The organism is Umezawaea endophytica, assembly GCF_025061645.1.
Classification (GTDB): Bacteria; Actinomycetota; Actinomycetes; order Mycobacteriales; family Pseudonocardiaceae; genus Umezawaea; species Umezawaea endophytica.
In genome coordinates this window covers 153678-180116 of the sequence record NZ_JANYMP010000003.1, presented here as the reverse complement: position 1 = coordinate 180116, position 26439 = coordinate 153678, and the positions used below count along the sequence as shown (strand labels likewise).

General features: G+C 71.5%; 24 protein-coding genes. 14 read left to right on the top strand and 10 right to left on the bottom strand.

The window, feature by feature from the left end; all coding sequences use genetic code 11:
* Position 1: 1 nt before the first annotated feature.
* The 5 genes from NZH93_RS08185 to NZH93_RS08165 all read right to left on the bottom strand — a co-directional run bounded on the left by NZH93_RS08185 (position 2) and on the right by NZH93_RS08165 (position 3980).
* Positions 2–175: a PIG-L family deacetylase gene (locus NZH93_RS08185; protein ID WP_259622345.1), complete on the bottom strand. Its 174-nt coding sequence runs from the start codon at positions 173–175 to the stop codon at positions 2–4.
* Positions 176–290: 115 nt separating this feature from the next.
* On the bottom strand, positions 291–701 hold the full coding sequence (locus NZH93_RS08180) for a RidA family protein (RefSeq protein WP_259622344.1): 411 nt from the start codon (positions 699–701) through the stop codon (positions 291–293).
* Between the two features lie 74 nt (positions 702–775).
* Complete coding sequence (locus NZH93_RS08175; RefSeq protein WP_259622343.1) at positions 776–1552, bottom strand: ABC transporter permease; 777 nt, start codon at positions 1550–1552, stop codon at positions 776–778.
* A complete protein-coding gene (locus NZH93_RS08170; RefSeq protein WP_259622342.1) occupies positions 1549–3036 on the bottom strand; it encodes a DUF1349 domain-containing protein in 1488 nt (495 codons plus the stop codon). The genes NZH93_RS08175 and NZH93_RS08170 overlap by 4 nt, the downstream gene beginning before the upstream one ends.
* Positions 3033–3980 carry an ATP-binding cassette domain-containing protein gene (locus tag NZH93_RS08165; RefSeq protein WP_259622341.1) on the bottom strand — a complete coding sequence of 316 codons (948 nt, stop codon included), beginning with the start codon at positions 3978–3980 and terminating at the stop codon, positions 3033–3035. The genes NZH93_RS08170 and NZH93_RS08165 overlap by 4 nt, the downstream gene beginning before the upstream one ends.
* A 134-nt stretch (positions 3981–4114) precedes the next feature.
* Between NZH93_RS08165 and NZH93_RS08160 the strand changes: the two genes are divergently transcribed.
* The 3 genes from NZH93_RS08160 to NZH93_RS08150 are packed head-to-tail and all read left to right on the top strand — an operon-like array spanning position 4115 to position 5886.
* Positions 4115–4777: a response regulator transcription factor gene (locus NZH93_RS08160; protein WP_259622340.1), complete on the top strand. Its 663-nt coding sequence runs from the start codon at positions 4115–4117 to the stop codon at positions 4775–4777.
* Positions 4774–5475, top strand: a complete 702-nt coding sequence (locus NZH93_RS08155; protein WP_259622339.1) for a sensor histidine kinase — start codon at positions 4774–4776, stop codon at positions 5473–5475. The genes NZH93_RS08160 and NZH93_RS08155 overlap by 4 nt, the downstream gene beginning before the upstream one ends.
* Before the next feature lie 45 nt (positions 5476–5520).
* Positions 5521–5886, top strand: a complete 366-nt coding sequence (locus tag NZH93_RS08150) for a sensor histidine kinase (RefSeq protein WP_259622338.1) — start codon at positions 5521–5523, stop codon at positions 5884–5886.
* 7 nt (positions 5887–5893) lie between these two features.
* Here the strand turns inward: NZH93_RS08150 and NZH93_RS08145 are convergent, their stop codons facing one another.
* Entirely contained in the window at positions 5894–6559 is a 666-nt protein-coding gene (locus NZH93_RS08145) for a hypothetical protein (RefSeq protein WP_259622337.1), read from the bottom strand.
* 112 nt (positions 6560–6671) lie between these two features.
* Positions 6672–7607: an alpha/beta fold hydrolase gene (locus NZH93_RS08140; RefSeq protein ID WP_259622336.1), complete on the bottom strand. Its 936-nt coding sequence runs from the start codon at positions 7605–7607 to the stop codon at positions 6672–6674.
* 84 nt (positions 7608–7691) lie between these two features.
* On the opposite strand from NZH93_RS08140, the gene NZH93_RS08135 reads away from it, so the two are divergent.
* From NZH93_RS08135 to NZH93_RS08110, 6 genes are all read left to right on the top strand, one after another.
* Entirely contained in the window at positions 7692–8273 is a 582-nt protein-coding gene (locus NZH93_RS08135) for a TetR/AcrR family transcriptional regulator (protein ID WP_259622335.1), read from the top strand.
* 238 nt (positions 8274–8511) lie between these two features.
* Positions 8512–9237, top strand: coding sequence for a TauD/TfdA family dioxygenase (locus NZH93_RS08130; protein ID WP_259622334.1), 726 nt, complete (start codon positions 8512–8514; stop codon positions 9235–9237).
* Positions 9234–10514 carry a KamA family radical SAM protein gene (locus tag NZH93_RS08125; protein ID WP_259622333.1) on the top strand — a complete coding sequence of 427 codons (1281 nt, stop codon included), beginning with the start codon at positions 9234–9236 and terminating at the stop codon, positions 10512–10514. The genes NZH93_RS08130 and NZH93_RS08125 overlap by 4 nt, the downstream gene beginning before the upstream one ends.
* Position 10515: 1 nt before the next feature.
* A complete protein-coding gene (locus tag NZH93_RS08120; RefSeq protein ID WP_259622332.1) occupies positions 10516–11517 on the top strand; it encodes an Ldh family oxidoreductase in 1002 nt (333 codons plus the stop codon).
* Positions 11514–12431 (top strand): branched-chain amino acid transaminase, encoded by a 918-nt coding sequence (locus tag NZH93_RS08115; RefSeq protein WP_259622331.1) that lies wholly within the window; start codon positions 11514–11516, stop codon positions 12429–12431. Before NZH93_RS08120 ends, NZH93_RS08115 begins: the two co-directional genes overlap by 4 nt.
* Positions 12424–13368, top strand: a complete 945-nt coding sequence (locus tag NZH93_RS08110; RefSeq protein ID WP_259622330.1) for an EamA family transporter — start codon at positions 12424–12426, stop codon at positions 13366–13368. Before NZH93_RS08115 ends, NZH93_RS08110 begins: the two co-directional genes overlap by 8 nt.
* Here the strand turns inward: NZH93_RS08110 and NZH93_RS08105 are convergent.
* Complete coding sequence (locus NZH93_RS08105) at positions 13358–14833, bottom strand: AfsR/SARP family transcriptional regulator (protein WP_259622329.1); 1476 nt, start codon at positions 14831–14833, stop codon at positions 13358–13360. The two genes, NZH93_RS08110 and NZH93_RS08105, sit on opposite strands and share 11 nt — an antisense overlap.
* 229 nt (positions 14834–15062) lie before the next feature.
* On the opposite strand from NZH93_RS08105, the gene NZH93_RS08100 reads away from it, so the two are divergent.
* On the top strand, positions 15063–17924 hold the full coding sequence (locus tag NZH93_RS08100; RefSeq protein WP_259622328.1) for an AfsR/SARP family transcriptional regulator: 2862 nt from the start codon (positions 15063–15065) through the stop codon (positions 17922–17924).
* A 319-nt stretch (positions 17925–18243) separates the two neighbouring features.
* Here NZH93_RS08100 and NZH93_RS08095 read toward each other — a convergent pair whose 3' ends face one another.
* Together NZH93_RS08095 and NZH93_RS08090 are read right to left on the bottom strand one after the other, a co-directional pair.
* Entirely contained in the window at positions 18244–18501 is a 258-nt protein-coding gene (locus NZH93_RS08095) for a response regulator transcription factor (protein ID WP_259622327.1), read from the bottom strand.
* Positions 18502–18559: 58 nt separating this feature from the next.
* Entirely contained in the window at positions 18560–21928 is a 3369-nt protein-coding gene (locus NZH93_RS08090; RefSeq protein ID WP_259622326.1) for an ABC transporter ATP-binding protein, read from the bottom strand.
* Positions 21929–22420: 492 nt separating this feature from the next.
* Here NZH93_RS08090 and NZH93_RS08085 point away from each other — a divergent pair, with 492 nt between their 5' ends.
* The 4 genes from NZH93_RS08085 to NZH93_RS08070 are packed head-to-tail and all read left to right on the top strand — an operon-like array spanning position 22421 to position 26430.
* Positions 22421–23704: a B12-binding domain-containing radical SAM protein gene (locus tag NZH93_RS08085; RefSeq protein WP_259622325.1), complete on the top strand. Its 1284-nt coding sequence runs from the start codon at positions 22421–22423 to the stop codon at positions 23702–23704.
* Positions 23697–24746, top strand: a complete 1050-nt coding sequence (locus tag NZH93_RS08080; RefSeq protein WP_259622324.1) for an arginase family protein — start codon at positions 23697–23699, stop codon at positions 24744–24746. Before NZH93_RS08085 ends, NZH93_RS08080 begins: the two co-directional genes overlap by 8 nt.
* Positions 24743–25828, top strand: a complete 1086-nt coding sequence (locus NZH93_RS08075) for a hypothetical protein (protein WP_259622323.1) — start codon at positions 24743–24745, stop codon at positions 25826–25828. The genes NZH93_RS08080 and NZH93_RS08075 overlap by 4 nt, the downstream gene beginning before the upstream one ends.
* A complete protein-coding gene (locus tag NZH93_RS08070) occupies positions 25825–26430 on the top strand; it encodes a hypothetical protein (RefSeq protein ID WP_259622322.1) in 606 nt (201 codons plus the stop codon). The genes NZH93_RS08075 and NZH93_RS08070 overlap by 4 nt, the downstream gene beginning before the upstream one ends.
* Positions 26431–26439 lie beyond the last annotated feature (9 nt).

Sequence of the window (26439 nt, the reverse complement as noted above, 5' to 3'; positions counted from 1 at the left end):
ATCATGTGCGGGGGTGAAGGGGTTTGGCGCCGTTCGGTGCGTCGCCGAGTTCGCCGGTCGTGCAGGTCACGAGCACGATTCGGGTGCCGAGCGAGGCGTAGTGGGCCAGGATGCCGCCGGTGGAGGTCGACTCGTCGTCGGGGTGGGCGTGGACCGCGAGCAGTGTTCGGGTCATGGTGTTCAGTCCGGTGGATGGTTGGTGGACGGCGGCTGGTGAGGTCTGGTCGGGGCAGCGCACACGTGGCTGGCTGGGCTTGGTGACCGCCCTGCGGCAGACAGGGGCGTTCCGGTCATCCTGGCAACGCCGCCGTGAGGTCGACCTCGATCAGTTGGCCCTGGAACCCGAGCTGTGCGACCCCCAGCAAGGTGCTCGCGGTGGTGAAAGCCGGCGCGAGAGGCGACTGCGTCAGCCGTTCCCACGCCGCGCCCAGCACGGACCGGTCATCGCTGACCACGTAGATCACCGTGCGCACGACGTCGCTCGGCTCGGCCCCGACCGCGCCGAGCGCGATCATCGCGTTCGCGACGACCTGGTCGATCTGGGCGTTGATGTCACCTTCCCCGACCAGGGCGCCCGCCGGGTCGATCGGGCATTGGCCTGCCAGGAAGGCCGTTCGGCTTGCCTCGACGACGGTGATGTGGTGGTAGCCGGGTGGTGTGTGGAGTTGATCGGGGTTGACGCGAGTGATCTTCGAGGGCATGTGGACGAGCATGCCCGGCGACACCGTCGCCCACACTCGATTTCGCGTTCCCCGTCCGGTGAGGACCTGCTCGTCTAGGCGTCGCGGATGTGCAGCAGCAGGCCGCCTGCCGCGAGCGCCGCGGCGGCCCAGCCGGCGGTCACCCCCAGTCCGGCCCAGGGGGTGAGGGGCAGGGTGTGGAGGTCGGTGGTCGCCTGGATGGTGAGGCCGGCGCTCATGGGGCCGATCTGGTGGAGCAGACGCTGCCAGTGCGGGTCGTCGATCACCTGGGCCAGGACGGGGAAGAGGTAGAGCAGGCCCAGGACGGCTCCGGTGCTGGTCGCGGAATCCCGCAGCACGGCGGTGATGCCCAGGCTGAGCAGGGCGATCAACGTGAGGTAGAGGATCGATCCGACGGTCGCGCGCAGCGTGGGCCAGTCGGCCAGGGACAGTGCCGGGTGGCCGTGGGCGGGCGTGAAGCCGTTGCCGGGCAGGATGATCCGACCTGCCAGCAGTGAGCCGAGGATCGCGATGGAACCGGCCACGGCCACGACACCGGTGAGGGTGACGGCCTTGGCCGCGAAGGCGGTGGGTCGGTGCGGGATCGCGGCCAGGGTGGTGCGGATCATGCCCGAGTCGTACTCGTCGCTGAGGAACCGCACGGCCAGGATCGCGATCAGCGCTTGGCCCAGGTGGACGCCGGTGAGGCTGAGCCTGGTGGTGTCGGTGTGGCAACCGGCGGTGTGGCAGGTCGCCAGCGAGGTCACCAGGGCGCTCGAGGCGATGGTCAGCACGACGGCGCCGAGGAGCAGCCACCAGGGGCCTGCGACGGTGCGCGTCTTCGTCCACTCCGCGTGCAGGGCCCGCTTCACGCGTCCCTCCTGCGGAGCACGACGACCGCGACCGCCAGTCCCAGCACGGCATAACCCGCGAGGACCGCGTACCCGGCCCACGGCGCCAAGGGGTAGTAGCCGTTGTACGGCGTGTAGACGCTGGAGACCTGGTCGTACCGCACGAGTGTCTGCTGGACGGAGAAAGCGGCGGCGGGAGTCACCCTGGCCAGCCAGTCGGACAGGCCCGACGGCGTGAACGGGTTGGCGATCAGGAGGTGGGGCAGCACGAGGGCCACGACGACGGCGGTGACCGCTCCGGCGCTGCGCCGGACCACGGCGCCGACGGCGAGCGCCAGGATCGAGGCCGTCGCGAGCAGGGCCGCGGTCCCGAGCACGATCCGGAGTTGGGTCGAGGTGGTGGCCGGGAAGATGTACACGCCGTTGGCCCGTGCGAGCCGCTCGCCGAGCGGTAGGGCGATGGTCGCTCCCACCACCCCCGCGGCGGCGGTGACGGAGCCCAGCACGACGGCCTTGGCGAGGAGCACCCGCCCTCGCCGGGGGCTGGCGGCCAGGGTGACGTGGATCAGGCGCCCTCGGTACTCGGTGGTGATGAACAGCGCCCCGATGACGATCACCGCGATCAGCGCGGCGAACGTGCCGGTGAGGATGTCCTTGAGGGTGCCGCCGGTGGGGAGGGAGTAGCGGACGGCGGGTGCGATGTCCCCGGCCCCGGTCACGGTGAAGCGGCCGTCGGACTCGGTGACCGAACCCGACGTTCCCACGGGGTAACCGGCGAAGCCGGCGGACTCGGGTCCGACCTGGTCGCCGGTCCAGTCCCGGCCGTGCCAGCCACTGCGGGTGTCCAGGTCTTCGAAGTCGGCCGTGGAGACGGTGACGTCCGTGCCCATGCCTTGCACGGAAGGTGGAGAGGCGACGAACAGTCCGCCCTGGACGGTCGATCCGAGTCCTTCGACGTGAACCGTGCCCACGGTGTTCCACCGCGTGCCGTCGGTGGAGGTGGAACCGGTGACCGCGTTGCCCGAGCGGTCCAGCCGCAGCCAGCGGGGCGATTCGCCGGAGGGGTCCGCGGTGTCGTTGACGTAGTCGTCCTGCATCCGCACGCCGTGGCCGCCGGTCACCATGATGGCCGCGTAGGGCGATCCCTGGCGGGTGCCGTCCTTGATGATGAGCCCGGCCTTCGCCCACGGCACAGTGTCACGCCGCAGGTTTCCCGGACTCGTGGGGATGCTGCTCGTGAGCGCGGAAACGGAGACGGTGATGCTGCCGTCCCTGGTCAACGGCCGGTGGACGAAGTAGAAGCTGTCGGTGACCGGACCACCGTCGGGTCCGATCGGTACGACGGGCCTGTCGCGCTGGTCGCTGCTGACTCCGGCGAGCACGGCGACCAGCACCACCATCAGCGCCGCGGTCACCACGCCCAGCGTCCAGCCCCGGACGGTGCGGAACTTGGTCCACTCCGCGTGCAGCAACCGGGGAAAGCCGTCCCACCCGCGCGGCGTCACCGGGACACCTCCTCGGGTGAGGTCGCGCGGAACTCGACCGCGTCGCGGGTGAGCTCCAGGTAGGCCTCCTCGAGCGTGGCGCGGTGCGCGAACACCTCGGAGAACGGGATCGCGCCCCGGTTGAGCAGCGTCACGACGTGATCCGCCGTCAGACCGGAAACGGTGACGGTGTCCCGGCCGGAGGCCGCCACGGTGGCGCCGGCGTGCGAGAGCAGGGCCATCGCCTCCGGCCGGGCCGCGGTGCGCACGGCCACCCGGTTCCCGGACGCGGCGGCGATCAGGTCGGCCACGCCCGCGTCGGCGACGACCTTGCCGCGCCCGACCACGACGAGGTGGTCGGCCGTGTCCTGCACCTCGCTCATCAGGTGGCTGGACACCAGGACGGCCCGGCCCTGCTCGGCGAGCGACCGCAGGAAACCGCGCATCCAGATGATGCCTTCCGGGTCCATGCCGTTGAACGGCTCGTCGAGCAGGATGATCGGCGGATCGCCCAGCAGGGCCGCGGCGATCCCCAGCCGTTGCCGCATGCCGAGCGAGTAGCCGCCCGCCTTGCGCCTGGCCGCCGAGGTCAGGCCGACCCGCTCGACCACCTGGTCCACCCGGCTCGCGCCGAGGCCCTGCGAGTGCGCCAGCCAGAGCAGGTGGTCGCGGGCGCTCCGGGCGGGGTGCGGCGCCGACGCGTCGAGCAGCGAACCGACGTGGCTCAACGGGTTCCGGAGGTCGCGGTACGGCGTGCCCCCGACGAGCGCGGTGCCCTCGTCGACCGCGTCCAGTCCGAGGACCACCCGCATCGTGGTGGACTTCCCGGCCCCGTTCGGCCCGATGAAGCCGGTCACCAGCCCAGGGCGGACGGTGAAGGACATGCCGTCGAGGGCAAGGGTCGTTCCGTACCGCTTGCGCAGCCCGGCGACGACGACCTCCGGGTGTGTCGGTGTGGATCTCATGCGGGAAGTTGTAGCCGTCAAACGGTTCCAGCCCGGTCTCGGCGACCGCGACCTGGTTGGAACCGGGCGCCTGGCATGGTGGCGCACGTGACGCGTCGAACCTGCCCTTCCCCCACCACCGGCGGTGGTCCGCGGTGAGAGTTCTGGTGATCGAGGACTTCGAGGTGCTCGCCCGTTCCATCGGGACCGGGTTGCGGCGCGAGGGGATGGCCGTCGACGTCGTGCTGACCGGGACCGACGCCCTCGACCGCCTGATCGCCGTCCGCTACGACGTGGTGGTCCTCGACCGGGACCTGCCCGACGTCCACGGGGACGACATCTGCCGTCGGCTCGCCAACGACCGGGCCGACACCCGCGTGCTGATGCTGACCGCGTCCGACACGGTCGAGGACCGCGTCGAAGGCCTCGGTCTCGGCGCGGACGACTACCTGCCCAAGCCGTTCGCCTTCGCCGAGCTGGTCGCCCGCGTCCGGGCCCTGGCCCGCCGGGCCGCCCGACCGCTTCCCCCTGAGCTCTCCTGCGAGGACATCACCCTCGACCCGGCGCGGCGGACGGCGTTCCGCGCGGGCAGGCGCCTCGACCTCAGCCCCAAGGAGTTCGCGCTGCTCGAATGCCTGCTCGCCTCACCGGGTCTGGTCCTGTCCGCCGAGGAACTGCTCGAACGGGCCTGGGACGAAGCCGCCGACCCCTTCAGCTCCGCGGTCAAGCACACCGTGCACCGGTTGCGGGCCAAACTCGGCGACCCACCCGTGATCACGACCGTCCGTGAAGGCGGCTACCGGATCGGACGAGCATGACCAGCCCCCGACGGTCCTTGCGGGCCCGGCTCACGATCTCCTACGCCACGGCCACCTTCGCCGTCGGAACCGCGGTCCTCGCCGTGGTCACCATCCCCCTCGCGGGAATCCGGTCGACCACTCCCGTCCACAGCCAGGTCCCGGCCACTATTACCGGCACCGGCGACGGGATCGGTCCGCGCGAACTGCTCCTCAGCTCCGCCCTCGCCCTCGTCCTGCTGTGCCCGCTCTCGGTGGCCGTCGGCTGGTTCGTCGCGGGCCGATTCCTCCGGCCACTGCGGGAGATCACCACCACCGCCAGAGCCATCTCCGTCGGAAACCTCCACCACCGCCTCGGGCTGGACCTCGGCGCGCGCACCGACGAGCTGACCGAACTGGGCTCCATCCTCGACGACCTGTTCGCCCGCCTGGAAGCCTCCTTCACCGCCCAACGCCACTTCGTCGCCAACGCCTCCCACGAACTGCGCACCCCCCTCGCAGGCCTGCGCACCCTCCTCGAAGTCACCCTCGGAGACCCCGACGCGAGCACCGACACCCTGCGGTCCGCGTGCCAGGAAGCCCTTGCCCTCGGCCAACACCAGGAACAGCTCGTCCGAGCACTGCTGGCCCTGGCCACCAGCGAACGCGGCATCACCCGCTGGGACACCATCGACCTCGCCGACGTCGTCGCGGCCGTGCTCGCTCCCCGCCGTGATTAGGGCGCACTCCGGGGCATCGCCCTGACCGAACACCTCACGCCCGCGGTGACGGCGGGGGACACGGGGCTCGTCCAAAGCCTGGTCGCCAACCTCGTCGACAACGCCGTCCGCCACAACCACCCCGGCGGGCGGGTGGAGATCATCACGCGGGCTTCCGCGACGGAGGCGACCCTGACGGTGGCGAACAGCGGACCGCTAGTCCCGGAGGACCAGATCCAGCGACTCTTCCAACCCTTCCAACGACTGGGCCCAGGCCACGGTCTCGGTCTCGGCCTCGCCATCGTCGAGGCGGTCGCCCAGGCACACCACGCCACCGTCACCACCAGCGCACACCCCGAAGGCGGCCTGTCGATCACCGTGCGATTCGCCCTCGCACCTCATCGCTCAGGTCAGGTGACAGGTCGCCAGTGAGGTTCTACTACGAGGCGCCGCAGTCGACTCCGCCCGCGAACTCGTTGAGGGTGGCGTCGTCCCGGATGAAGCCGACGGTGTTGGCGTACTGCTGACCCGCGTGTCCCGACAGGTTGACGGCCAGTACCCACAAGACGCCTCGGTTGTCCGCGAGGAAGCAGTAGACCGCCGCCTTGTCGCCCTGCTTGAACAGTCCGGTGTTGGGGGCGTCCGTACCCGCCACCGGCTTCATGTCGGCCTGCGTGAACTCGGGTCGAAGCCACGCGAAGTGGTGCGCCGGATACCTCACGTCCGTCGTGGCGCAACCGTTCACGACGACGCTGCCGCCGTTGCTCAGGTCGTACTGGTGGATGTAGCCGACGGTGTTGGCGTACTGCGCGCCCGCGATGCCGTTGCGGTTGATCACGAGGATCCAGGGCTCACCCCGGTTGTCAGGGGTGAAGCAGATGGCGGCGAGGTTGTCGCCGGGCCGGGCGATCCCGGTGTTGGGAGCAGCGGTTCCCGGAATCGGCTTCAGGTCCGCCTGGACGATGCCCGTGCGCACGGTGACCCGCTGCCCGATGCCCTGGATGGTGACCTCTGCCGGAGCAGCCGTCGCGGGCGTGCTCACCGACACCGACACGGCCGCCGCGGTGATGAGCACCGCGGCGACGAGCGCGCTTGTCCTGGACATGTTCCCCCCACAAGGAAGTCGTGATCTCGACGATCGCATGATCGCATGGGGCCGTCGGTCAGGGAGTCGAAACGCGACACACGGGCGACGAGTAAGTCGGGTTCGGCGAGCGCTAGGCGGACCTGCCCTGGCCGGGGGTGGGGTGTCGGCCTACGCGACCGAGGAAGTCCTCCAGGACCTCGGTGAACCGCTCCGGCTGTTCCTCGGCCGCGTAGTGGCCGCAGTCGTCGAGGATCGCTTCGGTGACGTCGTCGGCCGCCAGGCGCATCGTCTCGGCGACCAGCGGGCCGCTGTAGCGCGCGCCGCCGAGGGCGAGCACGGGCAGCGTCAGTCGGGTCTTCTTGCGGTGCTCGTTCTGCGCGATCGTCTCGTCCAGCGCGCGGTAGTACGCGAAGCTCGCTCGTAGCCCACGAGGGTCTGTGACGATCGCGTTGACGTAGACGTCGACGGCGTACGAGGGGATCGTGGTCGGAGTGGCTGCCTTGGTGGCGAACTGGTGGCCGAAGTAGAGGTGTTCCCGGCCCTGGACCAGTTTCTCGTTGAGGTCGGTGAGTCGGTTGAAGCCGAAGTGCCAGAGTCGTTGGTTGACCGCGGCCGGGCTGAAGAACGACGGGGTTGGGGTGAGGCCGGGGATGATGGCGTCGACGACGGTGAGCGTGCGTGCGCGTTCGGGGTGGTCCGCGGCTAGGGCGTAGCCGGTCCACATGCCGATGTCGTGGCCGACCACGTCGAACCGGTCGTGCCCCAGCGCGGACATCAGCGCGACCAGGTCGGTGGCCAGCGTGCCCGCGTCGTAGCCGTCGTCGGGCTTGTCGGAGAGGCCTGCGCCGCGCGGGTCGACGGCGACGACGGTGTGCTCGCGGGCGAGTGCGGGCATCACCTCGCGCCAGGCGTACCAGGTCTGCGGCCACCCGCTGACCAATAGCAGCGGCGGGCCGTCACCGCCGGTGACCGCGTGCAGCCGCAACCCGTCCAGCTCCACGTAACGGCTGGTGAAGAGGTCGGTGAACCCGTCGGGCAGCCGCAGCGTGCTCAAGTCCGTCGGCATCTTGGAACGATCGGTGCAACTTGTCATGGCGGGGACCCTATCCATGTTGAAACGATCGGTGCAAGATGCGTAGGCTGATCGACCATGGCGGGTCGCAAGCAGTTCGACGTGGACGAGGCGCTTCGACGCGCGATGCACGTCTTCTGGCGCTGGGGCTATTCGGAGGCCTCGATCGACCGCCTGACCGAGGGCACCGGCCTGGGCCGGAGTTCGCTCTACGGCACGTTCGGCGACAAGAGCGCCCTGTTCCGGAAGAGCCTCGAACGCTACGCGCAGACCTACCACCCGCTGTACGAGCAGGCGCTGTCCGGCCCCCACGCGAACCCGAGCGCCGTGGTGGCCGCCTATCTGACGGTCACGCTGAACCGCATCGCCGATCCGGCGGTCCCGGACGGCTGCCTGCTCACGATGTCGGCGGCGCAGTTCCCGGCCCTCGACGTGGACGGCCAGGTGATGGTCCGCGCCATGATCGACGGCTTGCGGGCCAGGCTGGGGCAGGCGTTGCTGGCGGCGGGGGCGGGCGAGCGGGAAGCGGCGGAGCTGGCGTTGTGCGCGGTGGCGACGAACAAGTCCTTGGCGGTGTTGAGCCGCGCGGGCTTCTCGAGTGAAGACCTGGCCACCGTCGCCTCGGCCGCCGTCCGCAACTGCGGGGATTCGCACTCCTGATCGTGGACAACAGGGCGATGATCGGTGCCCGTACCACCACCCCCTAACCGGCCGCTAATGAACCGCCGGCCGAAAAGTGGTTAGTCGCCAATTAATGGCGTTCCCGCGGAGCGCAGTAGGTTTGGGAAAGCGCCAGTGCGCCGGACGGACGTCTCCGTCACATCCCGCCTTTCCTTTCGCCGTGCGGGATGCGGTGCCGATAGCGCTCCACAGAGGACAGAAGAAGGGGAGCGGCACCATGGCCGTGAAGGAAACGCTCGTCACCCCGGACGTGGCGGAGGTGCGGGCGAAGGTCGAGCAGGACGGGTTCGCGCTCGTGCGCGGGCTCGGTGGGCAGCGGAACGCGATTCCGCTGCTCCAAGCGCTCGGCACGTTGTTACCGCAGTACAAGGGCGGCTTGGAGCACGACGTCACCTACGTGCCGGGGTTCGAGGGCAAGTCGTACTCGCAGAGCGTGAACACGATCCTCGCGCACACCGAGGCGCCCGGTTGGGACCCCAGTCCCCGCTACCTCGCCCTGTACTGCCACCACCAGGCGCGCTGCGGTGGCGGGTACACCGACCTGTTCGACGGCAGGCGGCTGATCGAGCTGCTCGCGCCGGAGGAGATCCGGCTGCTCACCGACCACCCGATCACCTTCCCCGGCCCCGGTGGGGGAGTGCGCACGTCGCTGTTCTCGGGTGACGGCGGTCGGGCGGTCCTGCGGTTCAGCTACAACCTGCTCACCACCGGCGGCTACGACCCGGACCTGGACAGGGTTCCCGCCGCCGAGGAGCTGCCGCTCGGGCAGGCGGGCGGTGACCTCGCGGAGAAGGTGAGCGCGCTGTTCGCCGAGCACCGCACGCCGTTGCTGATCCCGGACGACGCGCTGCTCGTCTGGGACAACCAGCGGATGCTGCACGCCCGCTCCGAGTACGCCGACCAGGACCGCCACCTGGTCCGCTACTGGATCGCCGACCGGTGACGACGGTGTCAGGGGATGTCGCGCCCTCCGCCGTGCCCGGCAGGCGCCTGGCCGACCTGGTCCGCGCTCGCGGCGCGGGAGCGGACCTGGCCCACGAGGTCGACGTGGTCAGCAGGGTGCTGCCGTTCAAGGTGAGCGCGCACGCGCTGGAGAACCTCATCGACTGGGACGCCGCGCCGGACGACCCGATGTACCGCCTGCTGTTCCCGCACCGGGACATGTTGCTGCCCGCCGACTTCGCGCTCGTCGAGCGGTCGCTGGGCGACCCCGCCGCGCTGCGGGCCGCCGTCGCCGAGGTGCGGGCGCGGCTCAACCCGCACCCCGGCGACCAGCTCTCCCGCAACGTCCCGAAGGAGCAGCCGGGGCTCCAGCACAAGTACGCGGAGACCGTGCTGGTGTTCCCCAAGCAGGGGCAGACGTGCCACTCGTACTGCGCCTACTGCTTCCGCTGGGCCCAGTTCATCGGTGACGCCGAGCTGAAGCTGGCCGTCGACGGGCCGGACGCGATGGCCGACTACCTGCGGGCGCACCCGGAGGTCACGGACGTGCTGATCACCGGCGGCGACCCGTTGATCATGAAGACGGACCTGCTCGCGCGGTACGTCGACGCCGCGCTGGCCGTCGACCACATCAGGACCATCCGCATCGGCACGAAAGCGCTGTCGTTCCACCCCGCGCGGGTCGCGGTCGGCCCGGACGCCGCGGACCTGCTGCGGCTGGCGGAACGCGTGGTCGCGGCGGGCCGCCACCTCGCGTTCATGCTGCACTTCTCCCACCCCAGGGAGATGGAGCCGGAGCTGACCCGGACCGCGATCCGGCTGCTGGGCGGCACCGGGGCGCAGTTGCGGTCGCAGGCACCGGTGGTGCGGCACGTCAACGACGACCCGGCGATCTGGAGTCGCATGTGGACGGACCAGGTGAACGCGGGCATCCACCCGTACTACATGTTCGTCGAGCGCGACACCGGTGCGCAGCACTACTTCGGGCTCCCGCTGGAACGGGCGCACGAGGTCTACCGGGACGCGGTGAGCCGGGTGTCCGGCCTCGCCCGCACCGCGCGGGGGCCGGTCATGTCCGCGGCGCCGGGCAAGGTCGTCGTCGACGGACCGGTGAAACTGCCGCACGGCACCGCTTTCGCGCTGCGCTTCCTCCAGGCCCGCGACCCGTCGCTGGTCGGCAGGCCCTTCTACGCGAAGTGGGACCCCGCGGCGCAGTGGTGGGACGACCTCGTCCCGCTCGACGAGCACGACCGGAGCTTCTTCGAGGAGAACACCTGACATGGCACCGATCCACCCGCCGCAGGCGGCACGCACGGTCCGCGAGGCGTTGACCGCTCGCGGTGTACCCGACCACGACGCGGCGGCCGTCGCCGACGTCCTGGTGGACACGACGTTGCTCGGGGTGGAGACGCACGGGCTGCGGCTGCTCGGCACGTACCTCGACGAGCTCGACCACGGCGTGGCCAACGCCCGCCCGGAGTTCTCGATCACCAAGGACCGGGGCGCGGCCGTGCTGCTCGACGCGAACGACGCGCTCGGCGTCGTGGCGGCGCTGCACGCGGTGGACCTCGCCGTCGACCGCGCGCGGCTGCACGGGGTCGCCGCCGTGGGTGTGGTCCGCTCCAACCACTTCGGCGCGGCGGGCGCGTACACCCGGCGGATCGCCGCGCGGGGCATGCTCGGCGTCGCCACCACCTCCGCGGCCTCCCGCGTGGCACCCTTCGGCGGTGCGGACCCGCTGTTCGGGACCAACCCGGTCTCCGTCGCGTTCGGGGACGAGTTCTGCCTGGACATGGCCACCAGCCAGGTCTGCTACTCGGAGGTCAAGGAACGGGCCCGCACCGGCAGGCCGCTGTCGGCGGGCTGGGCGGTCGACAGCACCGGCGCCCCGGTCGCGGACCCGGCCGAGGCGCACGCGCTCAGCCCGCTGGGCGGGTACAAGGGGCAGGGGCTGGCCATGGCGGTCACCCTGCTCACCTCGGTGCTCCTGGGCGCACCGCTGGACTGGGAGCTGGCCCACGTGAACGCCGGTTCCGACGGTCGTGGTCGCCGGGTGAGCCACCAGTTCCTCGCCTTCGACCCCAACGCCTTCGGCGGCGGGGAGGCGGCGCGGCGGAACTGCGCGGCGCTGCTGGCGACGGTGCGCGGATCGACCCCGGCGGACCCGGACCAGCCGGTCCTCACGCCCGGCGACCCGCAGCGGGCGCACCGGGCGCGGCAGGAGGTGAGCGGTCTCGACCTCGACGACGCGACCCGCGCGCTGTTGGAGGAACTCGCGTGAACGCCACCTCCTTCCCCGTGTGGATCGACGGCGCCGTGGTCCCGGCCGACCGGGCCACGGTGCACGTGATGACCCCGACGCTGCACTACGGCTGGGGCGTCTACGAGGGCGTGCGGTTCTACGAGACCGCGCGGGGTCCGAGCGCGTTCCGGCTCACCGCGCACCTCCGCAGGCTCCGCACCTCGGCGCGGGCCCTGTCCATGGAGATCCCGTACACCGATGACGAGTTGGCGCGGGCGTGCCGGGACGTGGTCGCGGTCAGCGGGCTGTCCAGCGGCTACCTGCGGCCGCTGGTGTTCCTCGCCGAGGGCGCCATGTCCGTCGCCGCCCAACTGGACCACGTGCGGGTGGCGATCGGCTGCTGGTCCTGGCCGTCGTACCTCGGCGACCAGGAGGCGGGCATCCGGGTGCGCACGAGCGGATGGGTCCGCAGCGCCCCGAACGCCGTCCCGCCGTCGGTCAAGTCCACCGGCGGTTACGTCAACGCGTCGCTGGCCCGCCTCGACGCGGTGCGCTCCGGCGCCCAGGAGGCGATCATGCTGAACGCGGCGGGACGGGTGGCCGAGGCGTCGGCGGCCAACGTGTTCATCGTGGTCGGGGGAGAGTTGGCGACACCGCCGCTGTCCGAGGGCATCCTGCCCGGCATCACCCGTGACGCGGTGCTGGCGATGGCGGACGACCTCGGCGTCTCCGTCGTGGAACGGCCCATCGCGCCCGCCGAGCTGCGGGTCGCCTCCGAGGTGATGCTGGCGGGCACCGCGGTCGAGCTGACCGCGGTGGCTGTGCTGGACGACGTGCCGCTGAGCGCCGACCGGCCGGTGTTCGACGAGCTGCGGGCGCGGTTCGACCTGGCGGTCCAAGGCGGGCTGCCCGGTCGCGAGGACTGGGCGGAGGCGCTGACCCCGGATGCGTGACACCTCGACCCGGCCGCGGCTCACCGCGGTCGGCGTGACGTTGGCGGTGGGCTCCGCGGTCTGCTTCGGCAGCGCGGGGCCCGCCACCAAGGCGTTGACCGCGAGCGGCCTGTCCGCGTTGGAGATCACCCAGGCGCGGATGAGCGTCGCCGCCGTGCTCCTGCTGGCGTTCGTCGGGCTCACCGCGCCCCGGCGGCTCGTCGTCCGCCGGGCGGAGTGGCCGCTGGTGGTCGCGTTCGGCGTGCTGGCGTTCTGCGTGAACCAGAGCCTCTACGCCGTCGCGGTCGGACGTCTGCCGGTCGGCGTCGCGCTGCTGCTGGAGTACCTCTCGCCGGTGATGGTGGTGCTGTGGGTGCGGTTCGTGCGCGGCACGCGGCTGCCGGGTGCCGTGTGGCTTGGTGTCGGCGCGGCACTCGTAGGCCTCGTCCTGGTCGGCGAGGTGTGGGCCGGGTTCCGCCTCGACCTGCTCGGCGTGCTGGCGGGCGTCGGCACGGCGGTCGCCCTCACCGCCCGGTTCCTGCTGTCCGAGCGGGGGTTGCGCACCCGTGACCCGGCGGCGTTGGCCGCGCTCGGCACGGCGATCGGCGCGGTGGCGCTCGACGTCGTGTCCCCGGTGACGTCGTTTCCCTTCGCCGCGCTCGGCGGTGAGGCGGTGGTCGCCGGGGCCCGGATTCCGCTGTGGGGCCTGCTCTGCTGGCTCGCCGTGGTCTCGACGGTGCTGGCGTACCTGACCGGCGTGAGCGCCCAGCGCTACCTGCCGCCGACCGCCGCCAGCCAGCTCGCGACCCTGGAGGTGGTCGTCGCGGGCGGGTTCGCCGCGCTGCTGCTGGGGGAGAGGCTGTCGGCCGCGCAGGTGCTAGGCGGGGCGGTGATCCTCGTCGGCGTGCTCGCCGCCCAGGTCGCCGTGGCGGGGGAGGCCCGGAAGCTCAGCAACTGAACGTGTGCGTGATCGGGAAGCTGGTCTCCTCCGCGGTCGGGAGCGGGTCGAGCGTGACCGTGGTCGCCTGCCGCCCGCCCCCGCCCCAGCCGGGGCGGCGGGCGAGCAGGTCGAGCCCGGCCGTGACGATCACCAGCAGCGGCACCTGCCCGACGGACTCGGTGAGGTCCTGCACGAAGTCCACCACCGCCTCCTCGGCGTCGTGCAGGTCCTCGACCACCACGACCAGCGGGCGGGTCGCGGCGATCCTCCCCACCATCGAGCCCCACGCGGACAGCACCTCGCCCGCGGGCACACGCCACCCCGGCGACAGGACCAGCGCGCCCAGCGCGAGCAGCACCCGGTCCGCGTCGTCGCGGTCCACCACGTCCTGCACCGCCTGCTCCAGCTTCCCGAACGCGACCGCGGTGGGGTCGTCGCGCCGGATGCCGCAGTGCGCCGCGATGACCTCGCCCAACGCCGTCAACCCCGCGTTCTCCGCGAACGGCCCCGTCCGCCCGACGAGCACGGTCATCCCGTCCCGCGCGAACCGGCACCGCGCCTCCTCCACGAGGCGGGTCTTGCCGACGCCCGGCACTCCCAGCAGCGTCACGAGGTGAGGTCGGGCGCGGTGGCCCACCCGTGCCGCGACGCCGCGCAGCAGTTCCACCTCGTGGCCGTGCTCCACGGCGGGCGCGTCGCGCCGGACGACCGCCACCGGCGCGGCGGGTTCGGCGGGCATCAGGCTCGGGTCGTGGGTGAGGATCGCCTGTTCGAGGCGTCGCAGCTCGTGGCTCGGTTCGAGCCCCACCTCCTCGATCAGCGCGGTCCGCGTGCGGCGGTAGACCGCGAGCGCGTCGGTCTGCCTGCCGCACCGGTACAGCGCCAGCATCAACTGGCCGGACAGCCGCTCGCGGGAGGTCTCGCACTCCGCCTCCGTCTCCAGTTCGGCCAGCACGGCTTGGTGCCGCCCGCTCTGCAACACCACGCCGAAGTAGTCCTCGACGGCGTCCAGCCGCGCGTTGCGCAGGACCTCCAGCTCGGGCCACCGGACCCCGTTCTCCACCAGGTCGGCGAGCGCCGACCCGCGCCAGAGCGCCAGCGCTTCGCGCAGCAGCACGGCGGCGGTCACCGGTGCCCCGGCGGCCAGTTCGGCCCGCCCCTCCTCCACCAGGCGCTGGAACCGGAACAGGTCGACCGCGTCGGTCGGGACGCTCAGCTCGTACCCCGGTGCCCGCGTCGACAGCACCACCGATCCGCTGGGGGACAACGCCCTGCGCAGGTTCGAGACGGCGTTCTGGAGGATCTGCCGGGCCGAAGGAGGGGCGTCGTCGGGCCACAACGCCTTCAGTAACCTGCTCGTGGCCACCACGCGGTTGGCGTTGAGCAGCAGGAAACCGAGCACCGATCGTTGGGTGAGCCCCCGGATGACGACGGTCCGATCGCCGTCGACCACCTGCAACGGCCCCAGCACGAGAAAACGCATGATCCCCCCAGATCACCTCTGCCTACGAGTCCACCGGAGCGTCGTGCGCGGAAGGCCCTGGACGATGCCTCGGGTCGGAGGTGCCCGTCCCGGTCCGACGAAGGTCATGGGTGCCACGGTCGCAAGGCGCGTCGACAAACCGTCGACAGTCCGTCGACGCTCCAGGTGGGAGGGAGCCCGTTCCGGTCGCGGTGTATCTGGAAGTGTGGGTGGTCGCTCCCTGGAGGATGTGGGGACTGGTAACGGGAAGGGCCTCGACGTCGGTGGCGACGGGCCGCGGTTCCACGTGCTCGGTCCGCTGGAGGTGCGCTTGAGGGACCGCGTGCTGGACCTCGGCGGTACCCGCATCCGCACCCTCCTCGCGCTCCTCACGGCCGACGCGGGCCGCGTGACGTCGGTGGGGACGCTCGTGGAGGCGCTGTGGGGCGCGGACGCCCCGCGCGACGCGCACCGGACCGTGCGGACGTACGTGTCCCGGCTGCGGCACTCGTTGGCGCCCGCGGACGAGCTGATCACCACCCACCCGGCCGGGTACGTGCTGCGGGTGGGGCCCGACGCGGTCGACGCCGCCCGGTTCGAGGCGCTGGTCGCGTCCGGCCGGGACGCGGCGGACCCCGCGACGGCGGCCGAGCGGTTCGCGCTCGCCCTCGCGGTGTGGCGCGGTGACGCCTACGCCGAGTTCGCCGACATCCCGCGGTTGCGGGCCGAAGCCGCGCGGCTGACCGGACTGCGCCTCGGCGCCGTCGAGGACCGCGTCGAAGCCGAGCTGGCCACGGGCGCGGGCCGGACGCTGGTCGAGGAGCTGACCGAGCTGACCGACCGGCACCCAGGGCACGACCGGCTGTGGGGCCAGTTGATGACCGCGCTGTACCGGGCGGGCAGGCAGGCCGACGCGCTCTACGCGTTCGCCAAGGCACGTGCCGTGCTCGCCGAGCGGTTCGGCCTCGACCCTTCGCCGCGGCTCGTCGAGGTGCACCGCCGGGTGCTGGCCAACGACGACCGGCTGACGGCGCCGCCTGCCCCCACGGCGGTGCCCGTCCGCGCCGAGCGGTCCTGCCCGGCGCGCAACGACCTGCCCGGCGACATCGCGGACTTCGCGGGCCGGAAGGGCGAGCTGGCCAGGCTGCTCGACAGCGGGCACGGCACCGTGCCCACGGCCATGGTCATCGAGGCGCTCGACGGCATGGCGGGTGTCGGCAAGACGACCCTGGCCGTGCACGCCGCGCACCGGCTCGCCGAGCACTACCCCGACGGGCAGTTGTTCCTCGACCTGCACGGCCACACCCCGAGCCAGGTCCCGGTCACGCCGATGGCCGCGCTCGACCTGCTGCTGCGGGCGCTGGGCGTGCCGGGCGAGCGGATCCCCGCCGACCAGGACGCGCGCGCCGCGCTGTGGCGGGCGGAACTGGCCGGGCGTTCGGTGCTGGTGCTGCTGGACAACGCCGCGGACGCCGCGCAGGTCCGTCCGCTGCTGCCCGGCACCGCGCGGAGCCTGACGCTGATCACCAGCAGGCGCAGGCTCGTCGACCTGGAGACGGCGCGCATCCTGTCGCTGGACGTGCTGCCCGAGGCGGACGCCGTCGCGCTGTTCACCGGGGTCGTCGGCGACGAGCGGGCCGACGCCGAACCCGACGCCGTCCGCGAGGTCGTCGAGCGGTGCGGGCACCTGCCGCTGGCCATCCGCATCGCCGCCGCCCGGCTGCGCTCGCGGCAGGCGTGGACGGTGCGGTACCTGGCCGACCGGCTGGTCGAGGCGGGGTCGCCGCTCACCGAGCTGTCGGCGGGGGACCGCAGCGTGGCCGCGGCCTTCGCGTTGTCCTACCAGCGCTTGGAAACGGCCCAGCGGCGGCTGTTCCGCCTGCTCGGCGTGCACCCCGGCCCGGACATCGACGTGCCCGCGGCGGCGGCCCTCGCCGCGGTGGACCGCGCCGAAGCGGGCAGGCTCCTGGAGGGCCTGGTCGACGACCACCTGGTGCAGCAGCCGGTCACCGGCCGGTACCGGCTGCACGACCTGGTCCGCAGGCACGCGCACACCGTCGCGCTGGCCGAGGAGCCGGAGGCGGAAAGGGAAAGGGCTTTGCGCCGGGTCGTCGACTTCTACCTCCACACCGCCTACGCGGGCAGCAGGCTGCTCGACCAGCAGCACCCGGCGATCGACCTCGGCGAACCGGCCGCGGGTTGCGTCCCCGACTCGCCGCCCGACGACGCGGCGGCGATGGCGTGGTTCGACACCAACCACCGGTGCGTGCTGGCGGCGCGGGCGGTGGTCGAGGAGATCGGGTGGGACACGGCCGTGTGGCAACTGGCCTGGACGCTGGACAACTTCCACTACCGGCGCGGTCACCTGCACGACAACATCGCGTCGTGGCGCGCGGGGCTGGCCGCCGCCGAGCGGCTCGGCAACGTCGCCGTGCAGGCCCGCGCGCACCGGCGACTGGGCCTGGTCTACGCCCCGCTGGGCAGGCAGCACGAGGCGCTGCTCCACCTGAGGCGGTCGCTGGCGCTGTCGGAGCGGATCGGTGACACGCTCGGGCAGGCGGGCGTCCACTTCATCCTGGCGCTCGCGTGGACCCACGAGGAGGACGACCAGCGGGCGCTCACGCACGCCACCAGCGCGCGGAACCTCTACCGCGAGGTCGGCGACACGAGGTGGGAGGTCCGGGCGCTGAGCATGATGGGCTCCTGCCACACCCGGCTCGGTCACCACGGCGAGGCCCGCGGGTACTGCGAGTCCGCGTTGGTCCTGGGCCTCGAACAGGGCGACGTGTACGGCCAGGCCGACAGCCTGGACAACCTCGGCGCCATCGCCGCCCGCACCGGCGACCGCGTCCAGGCCCTGCGTCACTATGGCGAGGCGCTCGACCACTGGAGCCACCTGGACAACACCTACCGGCAGGCCGCCACCCTCACCGCGATCGGCGACGCGCACACCGATCCGGACCTGGCCCGCGCGGCCTGGCGCCGATCCGCGGCCCTCTACCGGGAGCGGAACCTGGACGAGGCCGCGGCCCGCGTCGAATCGCGCCTGACCCGCCCGGCGGTGACAACCGCGATGACGAACCCGGCGCGGGGGTGGAGTACGCGTTCTTAGGATAGCCTTCCTGCTCGCGACGAGTTCCGCTCCATTCCTCGGGGGATCTTCGCGAATCGGATAACCGTAGGCCCGAGTCGGTGAATCGGCGCGGTTCGTGGTAATGCTCGACCGGAACGCCAGTGGCGCTCGACGACGACGTGGGATAATAGCGTCGCCGTCGAGCGCGGAGTCCCTTTTGGTCATATAGGTGGTGACCGACCGAAAGGGAGGGTGATAATCGGCGGTACCCGTATCGAACCCGGTCCCGCCTGCGCAAGGGCCACCCGGATCGGGAGGTCGCGCGATCGTGCCAGGTCACAGCGTTCTGAGGTGAAGATCAGCGAACGAACTCCGAGCGCACCTTGGGGGGCCACGCTCTTTTGCCGAATAAGCCCAGCGTGTAGGCACGGGCGATCAGGGCGGTGCGGTTCGGGGCCTGTAGTTTGCGCAGGAGCGCGGCCACTCGGTATTCGATGCCTTGTCTGCTCAAGTGCAACCGGCCCGCGAGCTGCACATTCGACTCGCCGTTCGCTATCCCCTCGAGTATCCGGGCGTCCAGTTCGGTGAGTGGCTTGTCGGCGTCCGGTGTACGCATGTTTCCATCCTGACACAGAGCGTCAAGCTGTCGACTTGGACCTCTAGATAGGCATAACTTAGCCAGTGAGGTGCAACCAGGTTTGGGAAAGCGCGGGCCATTTCCCCTGGTCCACCACTTTCCCGTTGATCAGCACCACCACGTGGTCCGCCTGGTCCAGCGCCGCGCGTTTCGACGTCGAGCCCACCACCGTTACGCCTTTCGTGCGGAGGGCCCGCCACAGCTCCAGTTCGGTGGCCGCGTCGAGGGCGGACGAGACGTCGTCCGCGATCAGCAGTTCGGTGGTCGGGGCGAGAGCGCGGGCGAGCGCGAGCCGTTGGAGCTGGCCGCCCGAGAGCCGGGTGCCCTTGTGCCCGATGAGCAGGGCCGTCCCGCTCCCCTCCTTGGTCAGGTCGTGCTCCAGTTGGGCGGTGGAGATCGCGTTCGCCGCGTCGACGTCGTGGCCGAGGCCGACGTTGTCGGCGAGGGTGCCGGAGAGCACCCGCGGTAGCTGCGCGACGTAGCCGACCTGGTTGGGGCGCAGGAACGTCTCCGGCTCGGTGATCGGTCGTCCGTTCCACAGCAGGCCGCCGGTGTGGTGCACGATCCCGGCGAGCGCGCGCAGCAGTGACGACTTGCCGGACCCGACCGGGCCGATCACGAGCACCAGTTGACCCCGTTCGACGGTCAGGTCGGCTTCGTGGACGCCGATGGTGCCGTCCTCGTGCACGGCGCTGAAGCCGCGCAGTTCCAAGGTGTGCAACGGATGCCTGGTGGCCGCGGGGGTCGCCGGGGCGGAACCCGTCCACAGGTCCACCCCCGGAACGGCCGCGCTGTAGGCGGCGGAACCGGTCATCGCCACCGTGCGGTCGGTCCACACGCGGGCGGACGGTAGCTGCGAGACGAGGGACGCGCTGACCCACGCGTACCAGCGGGCCGATTGCAGCGCCGCCACCGCGATCAGGGTGGCCCCGGAGGAGAGCGACCCGCCGAGGTAGAGCGCCCACACGGCGAGCGGCGACACCCCGCTGACGACCGACGGGGTCGAGCGGGACCAGACCTGCGCGGCGATCTCGCGGCGCAGCCGCTCGTTGCGCTCCCGGTCGAGCCGGTCCAGGTGGGTCAGGACGGCCCCGGTCGCGCCCGCGAGCTTCACCGTGCGGGCCGCCGACAGCGCCGACGCGAGCGTGGTGGTGAGCGCGGCGCGCGCGGCGACCGTGCGCTGCGCGAACCGCTTCATGCGGGGCGCGAAGAGCGTGGCGGTGAGCGCCGAGACGGCCATCGCCCCGCTGAAGAACAGCGCCGGGACCAGCGTCCCGGAGATCGCGGTCATCGTGACGAGGGTGACCAGCGCGATGCAGATGTCCACGAGGTTGTCGGCGAGGAACACGACCCGGTCGGTGTCGCCGCTCTGGGCGATGACCTCGGCCGGGCTGTGGGCGCTGATCCGGCGCGCGCCGGTCTGCCCGTGCACCATGCGCAGGCCGATCCGCAGCGTCTGGCGCGTCCACCACTCCGGGTAGCGCCTCGCGGTCAGGTAGGCCCCAGGGGGGAACAGCAGCAGCGCGACGACGATCGCCACCGCGTTCGCCACGACCGTCCGCGCGGAGCCGTCGACGAGGTCGGCCCACAGTTGCAGCAGCAGCGGTCCGTCCAGACCGATGAGCTTCAGCAGGACGAACACCCCGACCGCGCTGAGGCCGAACCGGGGGTCGTTGACGGCCAGCCGCAGGATCTCGCGCATCGTCCGGGTCCGCGGTGGCGACGGCAGCGGTGGCGGTGCGCTCTTCGCCGGAACCGCGTCGGCGGCGTCCTCACGGGCGGTGGCGGCGGGCGCGGGGTGGTCGACGTCGGCGGGGAGCAACCGCGTGATCCACGCCGACCGCGCCATCGGTCCGGCCTCCAGCACCTTCCCGTCGGCCAGGACGACGACCTCGTCGCAGTGCCGCACCGACGAGAGCCGGTGCGCGACGATGACGCCGATCCGGCCGCGCAGCAGTCGTTCGGTCGCGCGCCGCACCCTCGCCTCGGTCACCGGGTCCATCCGGGCGGTCGCCTCGTCGAGGATCACGACGTGCGGCGCGCGGACCAGGATCCGGGCGAACGCGATGAGCTGTTCCTGCCCGGCGGAGAGCACGTGCCCGCCGTCGCCGAGCCTGGTGTCGAGGCCGTCGGGCAGGTCGGCGACCCACTCGGTCAAGCCCAGTTCGTCCACGGCGCGCGCGGCCGACTGGAGCAGATCCGGGTCGAACAGCGTGATGTTCTCGGCGAGGGTGCCCGCGAGGATCTCGGTGCGCTGCGGCACGACGGCCATCCACCGGCGCAGTTCCCCGACGTCGAGGTCCAGCAGGTCGATGCCGCCGAGGAAAACGGTGCCCCGCGGCACTTCCACCGCTCTGGTAAGCGCTTTCACCAGGGTCGACTTCCCGGAACCGGTCCTCCCGACCAGCGCGTAGGAGGCCCCTTCCCGGAACACCAGGTCCACGTCGGCGAGCGCCGCGGGGGGTTTCGGCCCCTGGCCGGTGGTCGGGTACCGGAACGTGAGGCCGGTGACCACCAGATCGCCTTCGGCGGGCGGACGTCCGCCGGACGGTTCCTGCTCCGCTTCGCGCAACTGCCGGACGCGTCCCCAGGCGCCGAGCGCGGACTGGAGTTCCGGCAGCGCCCGGCTGACGTTGTCGACGGTGAGGCCGAACCCGACGCACAGCAACCAGATCGCGGTCAGCCGGGCACCGTCGACCTGCCCGGTGGTCAGGGCGAGGACCCCGACCACGACGACCGCGGCGACACCGATCCGCAGGAGCGCGGTCGCGACGCCGTTGACCTTCGCGGTCAGCCTCCACACCGCGCGACCCTTGCGCAGCACCGCCGACGCCCGCGTGGCGTACAGCTTCAGCACGTAGGGACGCGCGAGGGTGGTCCGGATGTCGTCCTGGCCGTGGACCGCCTCCTCCATCACCCCGATCAGGTCCGACCACGCCTCCTCCTCGACCATGCGGGCGGGCGGGATGCGGCGGCTGGTCCGGCGCAGCGCGAGGACGAGCACAACCGAGAGCGCCGACATGCCCACACCGGCGGGCCACCACACGACGAACGCGGTGACCACCGACAGCGCGCTGACCGCGACGGCCTGGACCAGGCGGACACCGCCGCGGCGCAGTTCGGAGCCGACCTGGTGGACGTCGTTGTCGATCCGGTCGAGCAGCTCGCCGACGGGGGTGGCCTCCAGCGTCGGCAGGTCCTGGCCGAACGCCGACCGGCACAGCACGGCGCGGATCCTGGCGGCCCAGTCGGTGGTCAGCCGCGCCATCGCGAGGCCGATCGCGACCTCGGCGAGGGTCGCGGTGAGCACGGCGGCGGCGAGCACCAGGAACAGCGGGACCGACCGGTGCACGAGGACACCGCCCGCCACGGCGGCGGCCACCGACTGGCCCGCCGCGCCCAGCACTACCAGGAAGAGGACCAGTCCGGTACGTCGGGGCGACGTATTCCAAAGGTCCCGAAATAGATGCATCGACAGGTGTTATCCCACATTCACGTACTGATCAACTGGTGTCCTGTGTGATGTACCTCATCCTTAAGTTCTGTTGTTGGTGTGCCGAGGGGCGGTTCGTGTCGAATATCGCCCGCGTGACCAGTGTCGACGCCTTTTCGGGTCCACTGTGGTCGAATCGTGCCATTGTGTCGAGGGAAACCCCGGTGTGGCGGATCTAGTGAATCGCCTGGAGTGTTCGCGCATCCTTTGGGACGTTCGGCGGAGTCCGCGAATCTCTAGTGAGTCGCCTAGAGTGCGCGGGCGGTGGTGGCGATCGGCGCGAATGTCGGCTTACTGTCACAGCAGGGATACCTCCGCGGCGGATCACCTGGGGTGATTCGTTCACGAGGGCGGATTGGGGTCAGTGTGATGACGGTTCATATTGTCCAGTTACCATTCCCATCGATGCATGCGCCGCAGCCCGATCTCAGCCACTACTACAAGTTGTACGAGCGCGAGTTCGCCCGTGATCTGCCGGAGTACTTCATTCCGGACGGGGGCCTGTGGGAAATGCCCCTGTGGGTCGCCCACCTCACCGCGCTGCTGGACGAACTCTCCGCGGAATCGTACTTCTCCGATCTCGGCAGGATGCCGGGTGCCCAGGACTGCCTCGACGCGCTGCTGGAGGTCAGCGTCGCGGGCGACACGGTCCTGATGAGCCCGCTGGCCCAGAACTTCGACCTGGCGATCGAGGTGAGCAGGGGTCTCAAGGAGGCCGGTCGCCGCACCGTGCTCGGCGGCAACATGGCCCCGCTGGCCGGTCCCACCGACGCGACCAGGATCTTCGCCGGCCAGCTCGGTATCGCGCAGCTCCGTGAACTGCTGCGGCCGAGCAGCGGCGGCAACCTGCTGATCCGCCCGAGCGTGCCGGGGATCAACCCGGAGCGGATCGACTGGGCGCCCGAGTACCGCCACCTGAGCGGGTACTCGGGGCAGGTACCCCTGCTGCGCCTCAACGCCAGCCACGGGTGCCTCTACAAGTGCGGTTTCTGCGGGGACGCCTGGAGCAAGCAGTTGACCCTGGTCGAGAACGACGCGATAGCCAGGGAGGTCGACCAGCTCGTCGAACGCTTTCCCGACACGAAACTCATTTACATCGGGGACAAGACGTTCGGCCAGTCGCGGGAAGCGGTCGCCAACCTGCTCGCCGTCTTCGCCGAACGGCCCGGTTTCCGATTCATCGTGCAGACGCACGTGCTCGCGTTGAACCCGTGGGTGCTGGACGCCATGTCGGAACTGGGCGTGGCGGTGGTCGAAATGGGTTTCGAATCCGCCGACACCGAACTGCTCAGGGCGGGCGGAAAGCTGTCGCGCGGGCTCGACGATTATCGCGCGAAGCTGGAGAAGATCGACGCGCGGGGGATGCGGGTGGTCCTCAACGTCATGGGCGGACTCGCCGCCGAGACCGAGGACAGCCACGCCCAGACCACCAGGTGGCTGCGCGAGTGCGCGGACGTGGTGTGGTTGGCCAACCTGTACAACTTCGTGCCGTATCCGCTGATACCGGATTTCGAGGCGCTCAAGCCGCGCATCCACGACTGGGACTTCTCCCACTGGCGCGAGGACGCGCCGGTGGTGTTCACGCCCCACCACCTGACACCCGAACGAAGCTGGGAATTGTTCATCGAGAAGGTAGGAGCGATGACCGAAATCCTGAGCGGCCGCACCGCCGGAGCCGTCCGTGGCTGACAGCGGCTTCGACCCCACGATCCTGCTCGACGCCGTCGGCGGGGAACCGCCGTGGTCCACGGCGTCACCCGGCTGGGCCGGTGTGCCGACGCTGTTCGGCGCGGACCTGCGCCGGGACTGGGGGCAACTGGCCTCGGACAGCGTCGAGTGGATCGCGGCCGGGGTGCCCTTCGACGGCACCACGAGTTCGCGACCCGGCGCCGCCGAAGGTCCACGCGCGGTGCGCGCGGCCAGCGTCGTGTACTCAAGTTCCTTGTCCACGCGCAATCCCGAGCCGATGACGGACATGCGGACCGGTCGCGACTTCGACTACGACACCCCGGTGGTCGTCGACGCGGGTGACCTCACGGTCTACCCGAGCGACCCGCTCCGGACGATGGCGTCGGTCGGGTCGGGGGTGCGGACCCTGCTGGAGGGCGGCGGGCGCGGCCTCTTCCTCGTCGGCGACCACTCGTGCACCATCGGCACGTTCACCGGCTTCTACCTCGCGGCCAGGGAGCGCGTCGACCCCGGCCGGATCGGGTTCGTCAACATCGACCACCACTTCGACTTCGGCGATTCCAGCCACCTGCACGGGCCGATCTACCACGGGTCGAACTCGCGGCGGATCTCGGAACTGCCCGGCATCCGGCCGGAGAACCTGGCGTTCGTCGGCGTCGGTGACGTCACCCGTCGCCACCAGTTGGCCGGGCTGCGCGAGCGGGGGTTCCCGATCGTCGCCGCGCCCCGCCTCGACGGCGACGTCCGGCCGGTCACCGAACTGGTGGAGGCGCTGCGGGAGCGGTGCGACACGGTCTACATCTCCACCGACATCGACGTGCTCGACTGCTCGGTGGCGCCCGGCACCGGCAACGTCACCCTCGGCGGCCTGACCGGGTCGGCGCTGCTCGACGTGTGGCACACCCTGCACACCCTGCCCGTGGGAGCGTTCGACATCGCCGAGGTGGCACCCCGCTACGACCCGACCGGCCGCACCGCGCAGATCGCGGCCAAGTTGGCCTTCGACGCCGTGTTCCGCACCGAGAAGGAGTCGACCGGATGACGACCGAAACGACCGAGGGGGTCCGCGTCGAGGTCCTGAAGACGTGGGTGCCCGCGTCCTGGCTCGCCGATCCGGACGGCGGCGGGCTCGACCACTCCTGGCTGGGCGACGCGGCCGCCCACCTGGCGGGCGGCGGCTCCGTCACGTTCGCGCTCCGCGGTGACGACGCGGAGCCGACGTCCACCGAGCTGATCGTCAGGGCGAAGGCCGCGCTGGCCGCGGTGACGACCCTGCTGAAGGAGCGGCACGCGCTGCCCGCGGACGCCTACGTCGAGGTGGACGAGGAGAGCTACGGCACGCCGACCGCGCCCGAGGGGCGGTCCAGGTTCCTGCTGCCGCACCAGGACGGCGCGCACTCCAGCTTCCTCACGCCCCGCGCCGTCAACGACCGGCACGGCATCACCGAGACCCGCGTCTACTCCAACACGGTCTTCTTCAAACGGCCGTCCCACAAGATGTACCAGGGCTTCCTCATCACCCGACCCGGCAAGTTCCCTGGCGAGACCTACTACTACGACCTCATCGCGATGCTCCACGACGCCTACGCGCGCCGCACCGGGCACCCGCCGCGGGACGCCGTCGAGCTGGAGCTCTTCCTCGGTGACAACATCGCCCGGTCGCTGGAGCTGGCCGACGTGCACCGGTCCCGCTACCTGACCGTGGGGTCGCTGCTCGGCTCCGAGCACCCGGCCCACCACGTGCTCCCCAGCGGACCGCGCGCCGAGAGCGAGCTGTGGCCGGAGCAGTACGCGTCGATCCCCGACATCTGGCGGCAGGTCGAGGCGTGCCCCTGCGGCCTCTGCGAGGGGCCGGGCGCCCGGCTGATGTGCCACGGGGTCACGGCGACGCTCGGGCTGAGCTGGCCGCAGACCCGTGCCAGGTACGAGGCCGCCGTCACCGGCGAGCGCGGCGACCTGCTCATCGGCAACAACCTGACCCAGAAGCACGCCGCCTTCTCCGCCCGCGACCGGCAGATCTGCCCGGTGTGCGTCGTGGTCGACACCCCCGTGGGGCCGGAGTACGAGGCGTGGCTCGACCAGCAGTGGACGCAGGGCTTCGACAGGGTGGGAGGTGCGCGGTGAAGCGCGAGCACGACGGTCCGGTCGCGTTGTCGGTGCACGAGGCGGGTCACCTGGTGATCGCGCACTCGCAGGAGGCGTTGACGGTCGGGGAGAGCATCTGGTCGGATCAGGGCTTCACCTACACGAACGTCGGGTCCGAGGCGGACTGGACCAAGCCCGCGGAGAAGGTGCGCAGCATCGCCGCGCAGGTGGCGGTCGCCGTCGCGGGCGGAGCGGCGGAGCTGGTCGTCCACCGGGGCGTCCTGCCGGAGGAGCTGACCGTGGAGGACGTGCTCGCCGAGACCGGCTCCATCGACTTCCAGCTCGCGCAGGAGTGGCTCGCCCTGCAACGGCACGACCCCAGCCAGGACGCGATCGAGGCGGAGGTGCTCGACGTGTTCCACCTGGTCGCCGCCGCGCTCGCCGACCGCGGGACGTCGGCGCTGGTGTCGGAGCTGGCGGACCGGCTGCTGGCGCGCCGGAGGCGGGAGGAGAACGGCACCGTGCGGCTCGGCTCGACCGAACCCGAGGTCGCGGCGCTGCTCGCGGGGGCGCGCCTGCCCGCGGAGTACCCGCTGACCCGCACGACGACGGCGAACCTCATCTCCGTGACCACCCACTGAGGGCGCGGC

Excerpts from the sequence above, each read along its gene's own strand:
- NZH93_RS08185 (WP_259622345.1), bottom strand. The coding sequence starts at position 175 with ATGACCCGAACACTGCTCGCGGTCCACGCCCACCCCGACGACGAGTCG.
- NZH93_RS08180 (WP_259622344.1), bottom strand. The coding sequence starts at position 701 with ATGCCCTCGAAGATCACTCGCGTCAACCCCGATCAACTCCACACACCA.
- NZH93_RS08165 (WP_259622341.1), bottom strand. The coding sequence starts at position 3,980 with ATGAGATCCACACCGACACACCCGGAGGTCGTCGTCGCCGGGCTGCGC.
- NZH93_RS08155 (WP_259622339.1), top strand. The coding sequence starts at position 4,774 with ATGACCAGCCCCCGACGGTCCTTGCGGGCCCGGCTCACGATCTCCTAC.
- NZH93_RS08145 (WP_259622337.1), bottom strand. The coding sequence starts at position 6,559 with ATGTCCAGGACAAGCGCGCTCGTCGCCGCGGTGCTCATCACCGCGGCG.
- NZH93_RS08140 (WP_259622336.1), bottom strand. The coding sequence starts at position 7,607 with ATGCCGACGGACTTGAGCACGCTGCGGCTGCCCGACGGGTTCACCGAC.
- NZH93_RS08135 (WP_259622335.1), top strand. The coding sequence starts at position 7,692 with ATGGCGGGTCGCAAGCAGTTCGACGTGGACGAGGCGCTTCGACGCGCG.
- NZH93_RS08130 (WP_259622334.1), top strand. The coding sequence starts at position 8,512 with ATGGCCGTGAAGGAAACGCTCGTCACCCCGGACGTGGCGGAGGTGCGG.
- NZH93_RS08120 (WP_259622332.1), top strand. The coding sequence starts at position 10,516 with ATGGCACCGATCCACCCGCCGCAGGCGGCACGCACGGTCCGCGAGGCG.
- NZH93_RS08110 (WP_259622330.1), top strand. The coding sequence starts at position 12,424 with ATGCGTGACACCTCGACCCGGCCGCGGCTCACCGCGGTCGGCGTGACG.
- NZH93_RS08105 (WP_259622329.1), bottom strand. The coding sequence starts at position 14,833 with ATGCGTTTTCTCGTGCTGGGGCCGTTGCAGGTGGTCGACGGCGATCGG.
- NZH93_RS08095 (WP_259622327.1), bottom strand. The coding sequence starts at position 18,501 with ATGCGTACACCGGACGCCGACAAGCCACTCACCGAACTGGACGCCCGG.
- NZH93_RS08085 (WP_259622325.1), top strand. The coding sequence starts at position 22,421 with ATGCATGCGCCGCAGCCCGATCTCAGCCACTACTACAAGTTGTACGAG.
- NZH93_RS08075 (WP_259622323.1), top strand. The coding sequence starts at position 24,743 with ATGACGACCGAAACGACCGAGGGGGTCCGCGTCGAGGTCCTGAAGACG.